General features: G+C 67.9%; 11 protein-coding genes and 1 pseudogene. 3 read left to right on the top strand and 9 right to left on the bottom strand.

Annotated elements, in window-relative coordinates:
* Nucleotides 1-212: 212 nt before the first annotated feature.
* The 7 genes and pseudogenes from ACH4G3_RS40760 to ACH4G3_RS40730 all read right to left on the bottom strand — a co-directional run bounded on the left by ACH4G3_RS40760 (nt 213) and on the right by ACH4G3_RS40730 (nt 7990).
* On the bottom strand, nt 213-971 hold the full coding sequence (locus tag ACH4G3_RS40760) for an SDR family oxidoreductase (RefSeq protein ID WP_397629201.1): 759 nt from the start codon (nt 969-971) through the stop codon (nt 213-215).
* On the bottom strand, nt 968-1759 hold the full coding sequence (locus ACH4G3_RS40755; protein ID WP_397629200.1) for an enoyl-CoA hydratase/isomerase family protein: 792 nt from the start codon (nt 1757-1759) through the stop codon (nt 968-970). Before ACH4G3_RS40755 ends, ACH4G3_RS40760 begins: the two co-directional genes overlap by 4 nt.
* Complete coding sequence (locus ACH4G3_RS40750; protein ID WP_397629199.1) at nt 1756-3399, bottom strand: AMP-binding protein; 1644 nt, start codon at nt 3397-3399, stop codon at nt 1756-1758. The genes ACH4G3_RS40755 and ACH4G3_RS40750 overlap by 4 nt, the downstream gene beginning before the upstream one ends.
* The gene (locus tag ACH4G3_RS40745) at nt 3396-5141 is read right to left on the bottom strand and encodes a CocE/NonD family hydrolase (protein WP_397629198.1); all 1746 of its coding nucleotides are present in this window, start codon (nt 5139-5141) and stop codon (nt 3396-3398) included. The genes ACH4G3_RS40750 and ACH4G3_RS40745 overlap by 4 nt, the downstream gene beginning before the upstream one ends.
* Before the next feature lie 143 nt (nt 5142-5284).
* A complete protein-coding gene (locus ACH4G3_RS40740) occupies nt 5285-5902 on the bottom strand; it encodes a cation:dicarboxylate symporter family transporter (RefSeq protein WP_397629197.1) in 618 nt (205 codons plus the stop codon).
* Nucleotides 5818-6618 (bottom strand): annotated as a pseudogene (locus tag ACH4G3_RS40735) (cation:dicarboxylate symporter family transporter); the annotation flags it as partial. The gene ACH4G3_RS40740 and the pseudogene ACH4G3_RS40735, both read right to left, overlap by 85 nt.
* A gap of 187 nt (nt 6619-6805) precedes the next feature.
* Complete coding sequence (locus ACH4G3_RS40730) at nt 6806-7990, bottom strand: mandelate racemase/muconate lactonizing enzyme family protein (RefSeq protein WP_397629196.1); 1185 nt, start codon at nt 7988-7990, stop codon at nt 6806-6808.
* Between the two features lie 92 nt (nt 7991-8082).
* On the opposite strand from ACH4G3_RS40730, the gene ACH4G3_RS40725 reads away from it, so the two are divergent.
* A complete protein-coding gene (locus ACH4G3_RS40725; protein WP_397629195.1) occupies nt 8083-8766 on the top strand; it encodes a GntR family transcriptional regulator in 684 nt (227 codons plus the stop codon).
* Nucleotides 8767-8957: 191 nt separating this feature from the next.
* On the opposite strand, the gene ACH4G3_RS40720 is transcribed toward ACH4G3_RS40725, so the two are convergent.
* Complete coding sequence (locus tag ACH4G3_RS40720; protein WP_397629194.1) at nt 8958-12140, bottom strand: hypothetical protein; 3183 nt, start codon at nt 12138-12140, stop codon at nt 8958-8960.
* Between the two features lie 132 nt (nt 12141-12272).
* Between ACH4G3_RS40720 and ACH4G3_RS40715 the strand changes: the two genes are divergently transcribed.
* Nucleotides 12273-12443, top strand: coding sequence for a hypothetical protein (locus tag ACH4G3_RS40715; protein ID WP_397629193.1), 171 nt, complete (start codon nt 12273-12275; stop codon nt 12441-12443).
* Between the two features lie 500 nt (nt 12444-12943).
* Here ACH4G3_RS40715 and ACH4G3_RS40710 read toward each other — a convergent pair whose 3' ends face one another.
* On the bottom strand, nt 12944-13840 hold the full coding sequence (locus tag ACH4G3_RS40710) for a LysR family transcriptional regulator (protein WP_397629192.1): 897 nt from the start codon (nt 13838-13840) through the stop codon (nt 12944-12946).
* A gap of 225 nt (nt 13841-14065) precedes the next feature.
* Here ACH4G3_RS40710 and ACH4G3_RS40705 point away from each other — a divergent pair, with 225 nt between their 5' ends.
* Entirely contained in the window at nt 14066-14452 is a 387-nt protein-coding gene (locus ACH4G3_RS40705) for a VOC family protein (RefSeq protein WP_397629280.1), read from the top strand.
* Nucleotides 14453-14496 lie beyond the last annotated feature (44 nt).

Raw genomic sequence — 14496 nt, 5'->3', positions numbered from 1 at the left:
GTGGCCGTCCGGGCTGGACGGCCAACCCTAGCAAATGGGTACTAGCGTACCGTTTGACGTACCCGCGTGGGGTGGCCCCGTGCGCTGAGCGACGTTCAGGCAACGGTGCTGACCGGGTCGGCTGTGTGACTGATTCTCGACGATCACCTCGCACGGAGCAGGCTGGGGTGGCTGATCACTTGCTCGTCCGCCGGGTGACCGTCGAAGCGGCGTTACCGGATGGAGGATCCGATGGAGATGCCGCCGTCCACATCGAGGACGATGCCGGTGATGTAGCCGGCGGCTTCGCTGGCGAGGAAGGCTGCGGCTTCGGCGATGTCCTCGGGTCGGCCGGTGTGGCGCATGGGGATCTTGTTGGTGAGTTTGTCTCGTGCGGGGCCGTTCATGGAGGCGAGCATGGGTGTGTCGATGAGGCCGGGCGCGATGGCGTTGGCGGTGATGCCGTGGCGGGCGCCCTCGAGGGCGAGGGTGCGGGTCATGCCGACGATGCCGGCCTTGGCGGCCACGTAGTTGGTCTGGCCGAAGTTCCCGCGCCAGGACATGGAGGAGAAGCTGACGATGCGTCCGTAGCCCTGGCGCTTCATGGGGCCGAAGGCGGCCCGGGCGCAGTGGAAGCCGCCGGTGAGGCTGACGTCGATGACCGCGTGCCAGTCGTCGTCGGTGATGTCCTCGACGCGGTTGTCGCGGATGATGCCGGCGTTGTTGACCAGCACGTCGAGGCGGCCGACATCGGCGGTGACGCCGGTGATCCAGGCGTTGACCTGGGCGGAGTCGGTCACGTCCACCACGTCGGTGCGGAGTTTCGCGTCGTGGGCGTCGGTGAGGGTTCCGGCGGCGTCGGTGAGGGCTTGTTCGTTGACGTCGGCCAGCGCGACCGTGGCGCCCTCGGCGGCGAACCGTGTCGCCATGGCGAGGCCGAGACCTTGTGCGGCCCCGGTGATGGCGACGACCCGTCCCTGGTAGCGATTCACTTGTTGTCCGCTTTCGTGGTGGGGGGAGTGAGGAAGGTCCGCAGGGCGTCGGCCACCGAGCTCGCCGACCAGTTGTCGGCGAAGACGGCCAGTTCCTCGCGAAGTGCCTGTTCGGAGGCCATGCCGTCGATCCGGTGCAGCAGCGTCTTGAGGCGTTGCTGAGCGGGGCTGTGGCGGTCGGCCAACTGGTGGCAGATGCGGGTGGCAGTGGCGTCGAGGTCGGCCTCGGGCACGATCGCCTGGATCCAGCCGGTGTTCGCGAAGGCGGTCGCGGGCAGCAGTTCGCCGGTGAGCAGGAGCCAGCGCGACAATCCGCGTCCGACCGCGCCGGGAAGCCGGACGCTTGACCCGCCGGCCGGTACCAGGCGCCTCTGCAGGTGGCCGTCGCCGATGAGCGTGGTGTCGGCGGCGACGACTACGTCGCAGGCCAGCGCGAGTTCGAGGCCCCCGGCGACGGCGTGACCGTGCAGCACGGCGACCCAGGGTTTCGGGCTGGCCGCGATGCGGCTGAAGCAGGCCGACACGTCGGCCAGGAAGTCGACCGGGTTGTCGCCCCGCTCGTGCAGCTCCAGGAACTGGTGGAAGTCCCCGCCCGCACAGAAGCTCGGCCCTCTGCCTGCCACGGCGATGACCGCTGTGCCGGGGTCGGCCTCGGCGCTGGTGATCTGCTTGTCCAGGGCTTCGATGAGGGTGATGTCGAGGGCGTTGCGCCGCTCGGGGCGGTTGAGCAGCAGCCATCGGACGGTGCCGCGTTGCTCGACGAGCAGAGGTTCGGTCGTCTCGGTCAACGTGGCTCCGGGGTGGCGAGTTCGGCGCGTCGGCGGTTGCGCAGCAGGTAGCGCTGGGTCTTGCCGCTGGGCGTTTTGGGCAGGGCGTCGATGAAGTGGATCGTGCGCGGGTAGGCGTGGGCGGCGTAGCGGGTCTTGACCAACTGCTGCAGTTCGGTGGCCAGTTCCGGCGAGCCGTCGCCGCCGTCGCGCAGGACGACGTACGCCTCGATGACTTCGCCGCGGACGTCGTCGGGTGCGCCGATGACACTGCACTCGGCGACCGCGGGATGCTGGGCGAGCACGCTCTCGATCTCGAACGGCCCGATCCGGTAACCGGCCATGATGATGACGTCGTCGTCGCGGGAGGAGAAGAAGAAGTCGCCGTCGGCGTCGACGCGCCCGGCGTCGCCCGTGAGGTACCAGCGGCCGTCGGCGGTGAACTTGGCGTCGCTCTGCCCTCGGATCTGGTAGCCGCGGAAGGTCATCAGCGGGCTCCCTGCGACATCGATCGCGACCCGGCCGAGCACGCCCGGTTCGGCGGGCTCGTCCTTCTCGTCGGCCAGGACGGTCAGGCTCCAGCCGGGCACCGGCCGGCCCATCGACCCGGCCTTGAGGGGACGTTCGAGTTCGGGGTGGTGGTGGTTGGCCAACGGCATCCCGACCTCGGTCTGGCCGAAGTGGTCGTGTACCGCGAGGCCGAGCGCCGAACGGGCCCACTCGTTGACCTCGGGGGTCAGGGGCTCCCCCGCGCTGGAGGCCCGTTGCAGGCGCAGGCCCTGTGGCACCGGTACCGATGAGGAGCGCAGTCCCCGGTACACGGTCGGGGCGGCGGTGAAGTCCGTGACCTGGTGGTCGACGAGGGTGCGCCAGGTCGTCTCGGCGGAGAACCCGCCGGACAGCAGCAGGCTGGGGATGCCGACGGCCATCGGAGCGACGATGGCGGCGTAGAGCCCGTAGGCCCAGCCGGGGTCGGCGGCGCACCAGTAACGGCTGTCCTGGGTGACGCCAAGGCCGTACTCCAGGTAGACCTGCCATCCGGCGATGTAGGAGACGGGGTGGATGACGCCCTTGGGCTTGCCGGTGGTGCCGGAGGTGAACATGTGGACCAGGGGTCCGTCCCCGCTGGTGGTGATGGCGGGAACCGGCTCCGGTGACGCGGCCGCGACGAGGTCGGCGAGCGACGCGTCACTGCGTGAGGCGGAGGTTCCGGTGACGACGACGCGGCGCTGAGGGTCGTCCGGCATGTCGGGGCCCGGGTCGAGTTTGTGGCGCTGGTCCGGGTCGACGACCACGACGTGCGCACCGGCGCCCTCCAGACGAAGGGCGATGGCCTGGGGCGCGAACGCGGTGAACAGCGGGACGTACACCGCGCCGAGCCGCCAGATCGCGAGGATGACGGTGACCAGGTCGGTGCTCTTGCCCATCAGGGTCGCCACCCTGTCACCCGGACCGACGCCAAGCCGCTGCAGCGCCCGGGCGTACCGGTGCGAGTCCGCGGCGAGCTCGCCGTATGAGAGCGCGGAAGCCTTCCCGTCGCCATCGACGATGGTGAATGCGACGCGGTCGGCGGGGTGCCGGTCGCACAGCAGGTGGGCCACGTTCAGGGAAGGAGCCGTGAAGGTCGCGGTCAGTTCGGCGACCCGGTTGGCGGCGCTCACGACTGGTCCTTGCGGTCGATGACCGGCAGCACCAGACGGCTGGGATGGTCCGGGCCGTGATGGATGTGGTTGACCGCGGGGATCATCTGCTCCTCGCTCTCGCGGGCGATGACGCCGCCGGTGTTCGTGTTGCGGTCGTAGCGCGGGAAGTTGCTGCTGGAGACGTCCACGCGGATGCGGTGACCGGGAAGGAACACATTGGAGGTGGCCGTCATGTCGATGGTGATCTCGCAGACCGTGCCGGGCTCCATCAGCTCTTCCGTGGCGAGGCCCTTGCGGTAGCGGGCGCGCAGGATCCCGTCGCACAGGTTGATCGCCTTGCCATCGGGGAAGACGTCGACGAGCTTGGCGGTGAAGTCGGTGTCCACCGCCGAAGAGGAGACGAACAACGTGAGGCTGACGGGACCGGTGACCTCGACTGGCTCCTCCAGCACAGGGCCCGTGAAACACAGGACGTCCTCGCGGCCGGCTACGGTGCGCTGGTCGACCGGGCCGCAGAATCCCGGTGTCACCGGCATGGACGCCCCGCCGGCCGTGGGAACCGGGCGGCGCGGGTCGTAGAGGTAGGTGTCGTGCCCGGCGCCGGCCGGCGGCTCAGTCGTCAACACGCCGTCGCCGTCCGCCGTGTTGGCGTGGCCGGCGCTGGTGAGGTCGAAGTCGGTCCACCTCGTGTCGGGCAGCGGCCACTCCTGCTCGTCGCGCCACTGGTCGATGCCCATGACGAAGATCTTCACGGGCGCCACGTCGTCCAGAGCGGTCGTGTCGCCGCGGAGCCAGCGGTCGAAGAACTTCACATGCAGGCCGGTCAGGCCCATCATCTGGGCACTGGCCAGCGGGCCGAAGGATCGGTCGGGATAGACACCACTCGCGGACAGGTGATCCCACGGGCCGATGATCAGCCGTTGGCCCTCGCGCGCCTGCGCACTGCCCGCCTGCCGGCGGGCGGTGGTGTAGGTGCGGACGGTCTGGCCGATGTAGAGGTCGTACCAGCCGCCGATGTTGAGCGCCGGGACGGTGACGTTCTTGAGCTCGGGCGTGAGCTCCATGGCGTCCCAGTACCCGTCGTGGGAGGGGTGGGCCATCCAGTCGTCCCACCACTTCCCGTACGCCGCCAGGACCGGAACCTCGGCCGTCGGCAGCACATCGTTGAGCGGCTCGGGAAACAGCGCCGCCTGGCCGAGCTGCTGCAGCTGGGCCAGGCTGTCGCTGCCGGCCGCCAGGGACCGCTGCGCGTCGGCCGCGTACATCATGGCGTTCCACATCGTGACCAGGCTCAGTGAAAGCGCACCGCCCGGGGAGTACCAGGGCGCCTCGTAGTTGTCGATCGAGGTGAAGGCCGGCGCGATCGCCTTGAGGGCGGGGGCGCCGGTTACGGCGGTCTCCCACTGGACCATGCCCAGGTAGGACGGCCCGTACATGCCCACCGTGCCGTCCGACCACGGCTGCTCGGCGATCCAGGCGACGGTGTCCTCGCCGTCGGCCCGGTCGGCCATATGGGGAACGAACTCGCCCTCCGAGCGGTGGGTGCCCCGGCAGTCCTGCACCACCACCGCGTAGCCCGCCTCCACCAGAGCCAGGAGGTCGGGGATGGCCGATTGGCCGAAGCCCATCACGTCCTTGCCGTACGGCAGGCGCACGAGCAGCGTCGGGGCCTCCCCGTCGGCCGGATGCCACACGTTGGCGGCGAGGGCCACGCCGTCACGCATCGGAACCTGGACATCTATGTCGTAAAGGTGCTGCATCGGTGCTCCTCGTCGAGCCGCGGCGGCGTTGTCAGGATTGCGGGTACGTTAAGAGGTACGTTCGTACCCTGTCAATTACCGCAGCATGACGCCGATGGGTGAGGTATGAGCCGTTGAGGGGTGACGGAACTCGGCGGGGACGGCTACTTGTCGGCACCGACCTTGGTGGTGTCCGACCCGGCCTGCGGCGGTGTGGTGCGGGAGTGCAGGACCTTGCGGGCCTGTTCGGTGTCGAAGTCGTTCTCCCACTTGCCGATCACGATGGTGGCGACGGCGTTGCCGAGTACGTTGATGAAGACGCGGCCCTCGTTGAGGATGCGGTCGATGCCGACGATCAGGGAGAGGGCGGCGAGCGGGATGTGGCCGACCGCGGTGACGGTGCTGGCGAGGACGATGAACGCGCCGCCCGCTATCCCGGCGGTGCCCTTGCTGGTGAGCATCATGACGCCGACCATGACCAACTGCTGCTGCCAGGACAGGTCGATGCCCATGGCCTGGGCCAGGAAGAGGGAGGCCGTCGTGAGGTAGACCGCGGAGCCGTCCAGGTTGAACGAGAACCCGGAGGGGATGACGATGCCGACCACGGGCCGGCCGATGCCCAGGATCTCCAGTTTGCGTACCAGCTGGGGCAGGACGGCCTCGCTGGAACAGGTGCTGAGGGCACGAGCAGTTCGGCTTTGAGGAAGCGGATGAGGCCGAACAGGCTCAGGCGGCAGGCCCGCATGATGGCGCCGAGGACTACCAGGACGTAGACGATGCACGTCCCGGTGAACAGGATGATGAGATAGCCGAGTTGTTTGAGGCTCTCGGCGCCGTAGGTGGCGACCACGGTGGCCAGGGCTCCGAAGGTGCCCAGGGGCGCGAGCCGCATCACCCAGCCCACGATGCGGAAAACGACGTCCGACAGCGCCTTGATGCCGCGGGTCAGCGGTGCCCCTTCCTCGCCGGCCATGTTCAGGGCCACACCGAAGACGATCGAGACCATCAGCGCGGCCAGGATCGCATCCCCGGTGATCGCGCCCAGCAGGGAGGCGGGGATGAGGGAGGAGACGAAGCCGGTGAAGGTGGCGTGCTCGGTGGCGGTCTCGGGCACGTCGTCGGCGTTCAGTGACGAGGGGTCGACGTGCAGGCCGGAGCCGGGCTGGAAGATGTTGGCGACGACCAGTCCGATCAGCATGGACGCCAGGGACAGCACCAGGAAGTAGCCGATCGCCTTCACACCGATCCGGCCCGCCTTGCGCAGGTTGTCCATGGAGGCGATGCCGGTGGTGACCACGCAGAAGACGACCGGGATCACGATCATCTTGACCAGCGCGATGAACCAGTCGTTGAGCGGCTTCAGGTCCTCACCCAGGCCGGGCGCGAGGATGCCGACGGCGATGCCGAGGACGGCGGCCGCTACGACCTGGAGCCACAGCTCACGTAGGAGACGGCTCAGCCGTGACCGCTGAGGGCGGCCGGTGGTGGTGCTTGTCATCGTTGGTGCTCCCTTGCACGACGATCGTGTGTAGCCCTGTCCTGTGGGGGGGTGCGGAGGGGGGACGCGACGCGGCTCGCGCGCCCCGATCTCGTGTGTGGCGCCTGTCTCGTGTGTGGCGCCGTGTCCGGCGGTGCCGACCGACGGCGCCCGCCCGATGGCGGGCGCGTCCGCGGTGGGGTGGCGGTCAGCTGTGCAGGGCGCGCAGCACCTTGTAGAAGGCGGCCTTGCTCTCGAAGCCGATGCCGGGGGTGTCGGTCAGGCCGACGCGGCTCTTCTCGACGACGGCGTCGTCGGCGAAGCCGCCGGTGGGCTGGAACTCGCCCGGGTAGGACTCGTTGCCGCCGAGTTTGAGGGCGGCCGCGATGTGCAGGGAGAACTGGTGCCCGCCGTGCGGGATGCAGCGCCTCGATGACCAGCCGTGCTGACGGAGCATGTCCTGGATGCGCAGGTACTCCACCAGACCGTAGGAGAGCGCGGGGTCGACCTGGATGGTGTCGCGGTCGGGGCGCAGGCCGCCGTAGCGGATCAGGTTGCGGGCGTCCTGGAGCGAGAAGAGATTCTCGCCGGTGGCGATGGAGCCGGTGTAGTGCTCGGCGACGGTGGCGTTGAGGTGGTAGTCGAGCGGGTCGCCGACCTCCTCGTACCAGAACAGCCCGTAGGGCTCGATGGCCCGCCCGTACTCCAGGGCCGTGTTGAGGTCGAAGCGGCCGTTGACGTCGACGGCCAGCCGGGAGCCGTCGCCGTCCAGGACGTCGATGACGGCCTCGATACGGCGCAGGTCCTCCGCCAGGTCGGCGCCGCCGATCTTCATCTTGACGACGTCGTAGCCCAGGTCGAGGAAGCCGCGCATCTCGTCCTGAAGGTCGGTGAGGGTCTGGCCGGGGGCGTAGTAGCCGCCGGCGGCGTAGACGAAGACGGAGTCGTCGGGCTGCCCGTCGCCGTAGCGCTCGGACAGGTACCGGTACAGCGGCTTGCCCTCGATCTTGGAGGCCAGGTCGAACAGGGCCATGTCCACCACACCGACCGCCACCGAGCGCTCGCCGTGCCCGCCGGGCTTCTCGTTGGTCATCATCACGTCCCACGCCTTGGCGTGGTCCAGGCCGCCCTGCTCGTCGAGCAGGCTGCCGGGCTCGGCATCGAGGAGGCGGGGCAGCACCCGGCGGCGCAGGATCTCCCCGGCGCTGTAGCGGCCGTTGGAGTTGAAGCCGTAGCCCACCACGGGCTTGCCGTCCCGGATGACGTCGCTCTCGATCGCCACGATCGAACAGTCCATGGAGCTGAAGTCGATCCAGGCGTTACGGATCGAGGAGCTGATCGGAACGACGCCCTCGTAGACGTTGGTGATCTTCACGGCGGGAGCCTTTCTCATATCTTATAAGATGCGACGGCTGTTAGACTGGGCCGGTCCGATGCAGGGTGTCAAGGGGTGGGGAACCTCCGGAAGGGAACGGTCAGGGGGCCATGGCAGGGCAGAACCTGTTCTTCAGCAAGAGCGACCTCGCCTACGCGGAACTCCGCGATCGGATCCTCTTCGGCACTCTTCCTGCCGGGTCACGGCTCGCCCAGTACGAGCTCGCCGAGTCCCTCAACATGAGCATCACGCCCCTGCGCGAGGCCATCCGCCGCCTCAGCAGCGAGGGACTCGTCACCGTCGACACCCACCGCGACGTCCGGGTCTCCGTCATGAACTCGAACGAGGCCCGCCAGCTTTTCGAAGTCCGCCTGTCCCTGGACCCGACCGCCGCCGAACTCGCCGCCCAGCGACGGACCGACGACGACATCGCCACGATGCGGGCCGCCGTCGACGAGCTCCTCCCCGTCACCCGCCAATGGGGGGAAGAGGCACTCACGGCCCACCGCGCCTTCCACCAGGCGGTGTACCGGGCCTCGCACAACGACGTCCTCATCCGTCTCCTGGACGACCTGTGGGACAAGTCCGACCGCTACCGGCGCCTCGGACTCGAACTCCCGCCCGGTGACGAACCCCGCACCCGGGACCTGGAGGAACACCACCAACTTGTCTCCCTCATCGTGGACGGCCGCGCCGCCGAAGCCGCCCAGCTGATGCGAGGCCACATCACCCACAGCCTCACCGCCACCGCCATCAGCGCTCTCGAAGACCGCGAGGGCACTCGCGTGACGTGACGCGCGGCGACGGGCGCAGTCGTCATGCATGAGGGGGGAGGACTGATGGAAACGCATGACCACGCTTACCAAACAGGCCTTGCCCGGGCATGGAACCGGCTTGCCTGGGCTCCGGCGCAGGACGGCGCCCAGTTGGCAGCCCTGGTGGGGTCTACGGCGTTGCGCGACAGGTGGCGCCCTGAGGGCAGACTTCACCACCATCGCTGAACAGGTTTGCCGCTCGCATCCAGTCCGAACGGCCAGCGCTGTCGCGCTGTTTCGTACGGCACAATCCCGTAGTCAGCCGCTCGGCGATAAAGACGCTCGGCTCCCTCACTGTCTCCGTCTGCCTCCTGAATCCGCGCCAGGCACCCCAGAGGCCAGGGGTCTCCATCGTCGAGGAGCCTACGGTACAGACGCAGAGCGCCTTCCCGGTCCCCGTCACCCTCACGGCCCAGAGCAAGGAGATGTACGTCCCACCGGCAGCCATCTTCCGCCGCCTGGCAGTACAGTTCGTCGGCTGCATCCTGGTCCCCGACCGCCTCACGCAGTCGGCCCAAGGCCAGGAGAGCCTTGGCGTCGCCTCGATCCGCAGCTATCCGGTAGAGCCGCTCAGCGCCTTTTCCATCCCCGCTCTTTTCACGCTGACTCGCTGTGCTCAGCAAGGGAGCCGTGTCGCCTCGATCGGCTGCCTCGTGCGCCAGCCGCTCTGCATCCTTCTCGGCACCCGCCGCTTGTCGCAGCTCGAAGAGAAGTCGCAAGGCCTCGGGGTGACCTTGGCGGGCGGCTTGGTGGGCGTAGGTCTCGGCACCCTCGCGATCCCCGTCCCATTCACGCAGTCGCAGCAGGCCCAGCACTCCGCTGGGCTCTCCCCGTTTGACGAGCCAGCGGTACAAACGTTCGGCGCCGTCCCGGTCCCCCATCCACTCACGTCGTTGGATGAGGTACCACAGAACCGTGGCATCGCCCTCGCGCGCGCAACGTTCGGCATAGTCCTCGGCACCGCGGGGATCGCCGCCCATCGCCCGCTCCTGCACGAAGAGCCACACAGCATCCTTGGCCCCCTGGCTGGCGGCTTCCCGGGCGCACCGTTCGGCGCCTTCCCGGTCCCCGGCCCTCTCCCGCCTCAAGGCCAGAATCCCCAGAGCCAGCATGTCCCCGTGCTCGGCTGCCCGGCGGTACATTCGATCCGCGGCCTGCACGTCACCGGCCTCGTTGTACCTCAGTGCGAGCTTTTGCATGGCCTCGGTATCGCCGAGATCGGCAGCTTCGTGATACAGCCTCTGGGCACCGCTTCCGTCCCCGCTCTGCTGACGCATCGTGGCAAGGCGGCGCAGAGCCTCGCCATCTGCGCGGTCCCCAGCAGACCGGTACAGTCGCTCTGCCTCTTTCGGATCTGTCGCCTCGTGCTGTCGGGCGAGCGTTCTCAGGGCGAGTGTGTCCCCCTGGTCGGCGGCCATCAACGCGAAGCGTTCAGCGCTGCCCAGGTCATCGGTCAGCGTGACGAGTTCGCGTAATGCGCGGGTGTCGCCCAGCGCGGCGGCCTGCTGGGCATAGTGCTCAGCCTCGGCCCAGTCTCCTGCTTCCCGTCGCAACTGGGCCAGACGGCACAGAGCCCACGTGTCACCGACCTGAGCGGCCTTCACGTAGAGCCGCTCGGCCCCTCTCCAGTCATCAGTGTCCTCCCGCATCTCAGCCACTTCGGACACGGCTCGTCCACTGCCATGACGAACAGTTCGCAGAGCATAACCATCCGCACAGTCCTGGTCGCCAACCTCCTCCCGCAACAGAGCCAAGTCGTACAGCGCATCGTTGTGCCCGTAGTACTGCACCGCCGCTTGATAGAGGCGGTCTGCGATCTGCAGTCGCTGACGTTGATGGGCGGCACGGGCAAGCGACATGAGAACAGCCGGCTCCGTAAGGTGCTCAGCCGCGGCTCCCCAGAAGCCGGTCGGCGGGCAATCACCGCGCCTCGTGTGCGCGGTGTGAGCCTGCAGGTAGTCAGCCAGCCGGTACAGAGGCTCGACGCAGTTCGGCTGACCGGGGGGAGCCACTTCCTGTGTGAGAGGGCCCGGGATTCCCCGGCATGCCTGATCGGTGACGTGCACGGCGCGTTCGAACCACGTCTGCCGCCACTGCGAGGTCTGGGTCCGCCAGTAGTCGAGATGGAGGTACGAGCTGGCTGCCGCGCGGAGAAAGACTTCCGGAAGCAACTCGCCGTGTCCCAGGCGGCGGGCGTCGGCTGCGGCGTCAAGTACAGCGCGGACCTCCGGTGATGCCTGTTCGTACCGGTCTACCAGCTCGCGGGCTCCGGCGAGGTATTGCGTAATCCTGCTGCCGCCGTTGGCCAAGGCCTCGGCCAGTCGAGGATCGTCCGCGGCGAGGCCCTGCAGCGTGCTCAAGTCCTCGGGGGTGAAGCATTCAGCCACGGTGAGGGTGGAACCGTCGAGCAACGTGCGTGCTTGCTGGTGGGGGTCGTGCTGCTGGGAGTCGCTGGGACGCTGAGCGAGAGTGGTGTGGTGCCTGTGCCACAGCGTGCCCAGGACCAGTACGGGTCCCCGGTCGGCCTCGTGCATCAACGACATCAAGGCACTGGCTGCCCGTCCGCCGGGGTCCGGTTGGCCGTGGGGGAGAAGGTAGCGCTCGAGTTCATTGAGCCAGAGCACGGTGTGGGACAGCTGATGCTGACTCCGTAGCCCCTGCAGGAGGTCGGCACGGTCACTCGGCCGCCAGACCAGCCACCCCGCCGGCAATCGAGTGACGGCTTCCCACAAGGCGCGGGACTTGCCGGTCGATGAGTCGCCCACCAACACCACCAGACGGCTCTGGCCGGCCACCGCCTGAGCCACTTCGTATTGAAGCCGGCCGTCATGAGCCCGTCGTACGTACCGCGGCAGCTGCTCAGGCCCATCGGTGGACGGCGTACGGCGATCAACCTCAATGGCCTGGTGCACTTGCAGATGCTGAACCGGGTCGAGCTGGTCGAGTGGCAATCCCAACCTGGCGGGCACCACCTCTGGTGTCAGGGACGGAGCCGAGGCCACCGTGGCCCTTTCCTCCTCGGCCTTCTGGCGCAACTCGCGGCACCGGTCGATCGACAGGACGTGCGGCCCGACCTGCAGTGGAGAAAGCCCCTGCTCCCTGCGCGCCCTCTCGGCCGTGTGAACGAGTGTGTCCACCACCCGCTGCTTGGGTACGTGCTTGCCGGCGCACCATTCCCCAAGCCTCTTCTCGTTGAAGACCGGCGCCCTTCTCGGCGGGTGGGGCAGTGTCCGCTCAACTTGTGTGGCGCGATTCGCGAACTCCTCACGCGTCAAGCCTGATGCCGTGATCAGGTCCTGGACCCGTTTGGCGAACTGCGCCCGGGCCGATGTCAGTTCCTGGTTCCGCGACAACCCCCACCTCCGGTCTTCTCCGGTCCGGATCCGCTCCGGATATCCGACCATATCGGCCCTCGCCTGCAGCTTTGCCCTATATCTCGATATGCGATGGCGCAGCATGCTCAGCCGATCCGCAATCTCATCGCCATGACGAACACAACCTCGCACGACATGCCCGAACAGCCCTCCTCCCCCACCAGGCCGAAGAAGGAGCGCTACGTGCTTGAAGCGATCCTGTCGGGCATCGCCACAGGAGTGATCGACGTACTGGCCCAGCCTGTACTTCAGGTCGTCATCACCTGGGTCGACCGGCTCTGAAACTCCCACCAGGGGCCCGGTGTTCAGTCTCCGAGCGGATGCCGGGCACGAGGTCCTCCAGTCTCTCGCCGAGCCGGCGTTCGAAGAGCACCCCCTCACCCGGATCTGTCCAGGCCCGCGACTGTGATCGCTGCCTGGGGTCGGGCACCATCGTCACGCGCGGCGGTCGCCACGACTGTGTCCCGCATGCCAAGGGGCACACACAAGCAGCCCTCTCCGAAAACTGCGCCCTGCTTAGTGCCTGTTTCTGAACCGGCTTTCTGAGTAGAACTCGGGCCCTACCCTTGCGGGGTGTCTGAGGGTGCCGGGCAAGCCGGAGAGAGGGTGTGCGGGGGCTGCGGTGAACGGCTGAGGCCGAAAGCTCGCAGCAGTGGGTGATCACATCAGACGGCCTGCCGGGTCCCGCCGGGGGCGTCGTGCCGGTCGGCCGTCGCGCGCACGATCAGGCCCAGGACGTCGTCCGGGGCGAGGACGCGAAGCTGAGACTTCCGCCAGCACGCTCATGCAATCGGCGACTTCTTGGCAATATCCGCCGCAGCCCGTACGAACTCGCGGACGCGCTCTGAGGTGTTCCCTTCCAGCCGGACCGGTCCCCGCTCGATCGGCTGTGCGTCGTGCAGAGGCACATAGGCCACGTCCGGTCGAGGGTAGTAACGCCGGGAATGTTCTCCGACCGGCAGGACGCCCCTCCCCATCGCTACCAGCGTGAGCATCTCGGAGAACGATCCTCCCGTCGGCCCCTTCAGAACTGGCCTGCCCGACGGGGTGTAGTCCGGCGTGCGATCCCGCTTGAACCCCGCTGAGGTCACCTCCGGGTACTGCACCACGGGGTGTTCCGCGAGCACTTCGAGCGACACCGACTCCTCGCCGGCGAGCGGATGCCCGGCCGCAGCGGCGAGCACTCGTTTCTCCGTCAGCAGTACTGGCCCACAGGCCATTCCGTCGAACGGGTACGAAGCAATGAGGACGTCTATCGAGCCGTCAAGCAGGCTCGCACGGGAGTTGGACAGCTGAACCTCCCGTACATCGACCTTGCAATCGGGGTGGCGCTCGCTGAACAGACTCACCACCTTCAGGAGTGCAGGTGCCGTCCACTCGCCGAGGAAGGCGACCCGCAGTTCTCCCGTGACACCGCGACTGGCATTGGTGGCCCTTCGGAGCGCCTCCTCCATCCCGGTGACCAAGGGGACCAGGTCATCGGCCAACTGCCGCCCGATCGGCGTGAGTCGAACCGTTCTGCTGGTCCGCTCGAACAGCATGCCGCCGATCCGCCGTTCAAGTTTCTTGATCACCTGACTGACCCGCCCAGTCGTGACGCGCAGGCGCTCGGCGGTACGGCCGAAGTGCAGCTGCTCGGCAAGCGTCAGGAAAGTCTCGATCTCCACCCGTTCCAGCACGATCCCCCCATTCGTTGAATCAGGCTCTACGATCGTCTTCTGATCCTGCCTTGATGGCGGACTCCCTCCAGCGGATCGTTGACGGCGCCCACCTGGACTCCACCATCGAAGGAAGCACTCATGAACGTCTCGGACATCACCACCTGCCCGGCCCGGACCGACGAGCCCCTGCGGGAGCACGGCCACCCCGCACAAAGCCTCGGCGACCAACCCGGGTTGCCCTCGCTGCGCGTGAAGGCATTCGACCATCTGGTCCTCAACGTCGAGGATGTCGAGCGGTCCCTGGACTTCTACGCCGGGCTCCTCGGCCTGGAACCGGTACGCGTTGCCGAGTGGCGAGTTGGCGAGATCCCGTTCCCATCGGTGCGAATTACCCCGGAGACCATCATCGACCTGGTCAGTCGCCCTCGGGGAGAGCGCAACGTCGACCACATCTGTCTCACCGTGGAACCGCTGGACTGGGAGGAGTTCATCACTTCGGGAGCCTTCACCGTCCTCGAAGGTCCCGTCGACCGCTTCGGCGCACGGGGCACCGCCACGTCGGTCTACGTCCAGGACCCGGACGGCAACACCGTGGAACTCCGCTGGTATCCGCAGGACGCCGCAGCGTGACCGCGCTCAAACTGATCATTCCGAAGCCGGCGGTCACCACCGCT

This window comes from Streptomyces afghaniensis (assembly GCF_044327915.1).
In the GTDB taxonomy this organism is placed as follows: domain Bacteria; phylum Actinomycetota; class Actinomycetes; order Streptomycetales; family Streptomycetaceae; genus Streptomyces; species Streptomyces afghaniensis.
This window is presented reverse-complemented; position numbering and strand designations above follow the sequence as displayed.

Coding starts and splice junctions, on each gene's coding strand:
- ACH4G3_RS40745 (WP_397629198.1), bottom strand. CDS start 5,141: ATGCAGCACCTTTACGACATAGATGTCCAGGTTCCGATGCGTGACGGC.
- ACH4G3_RS40730 (WP_397629196.1), bottom strand. CDS start 7,990: ATGAGAAAGGCTCCCGCCGTGAAGATCACCAACGTCTACGAGGGCGTC.
- ACH4G3_RS40725 (WP_397629195.1), top strand. CDS start 8,083: ATGGCAGGGCAGAACCTGTTCTTCAGCAAGAGCGACCTCGCCTACGCG.
- ACH4G3_RS40715 (WP_397629193.1), top strand. CDS start 12,273: ATGACGAACACAACCTCGCACGACATGCCCGAACAGCCCTCCTCCCCC.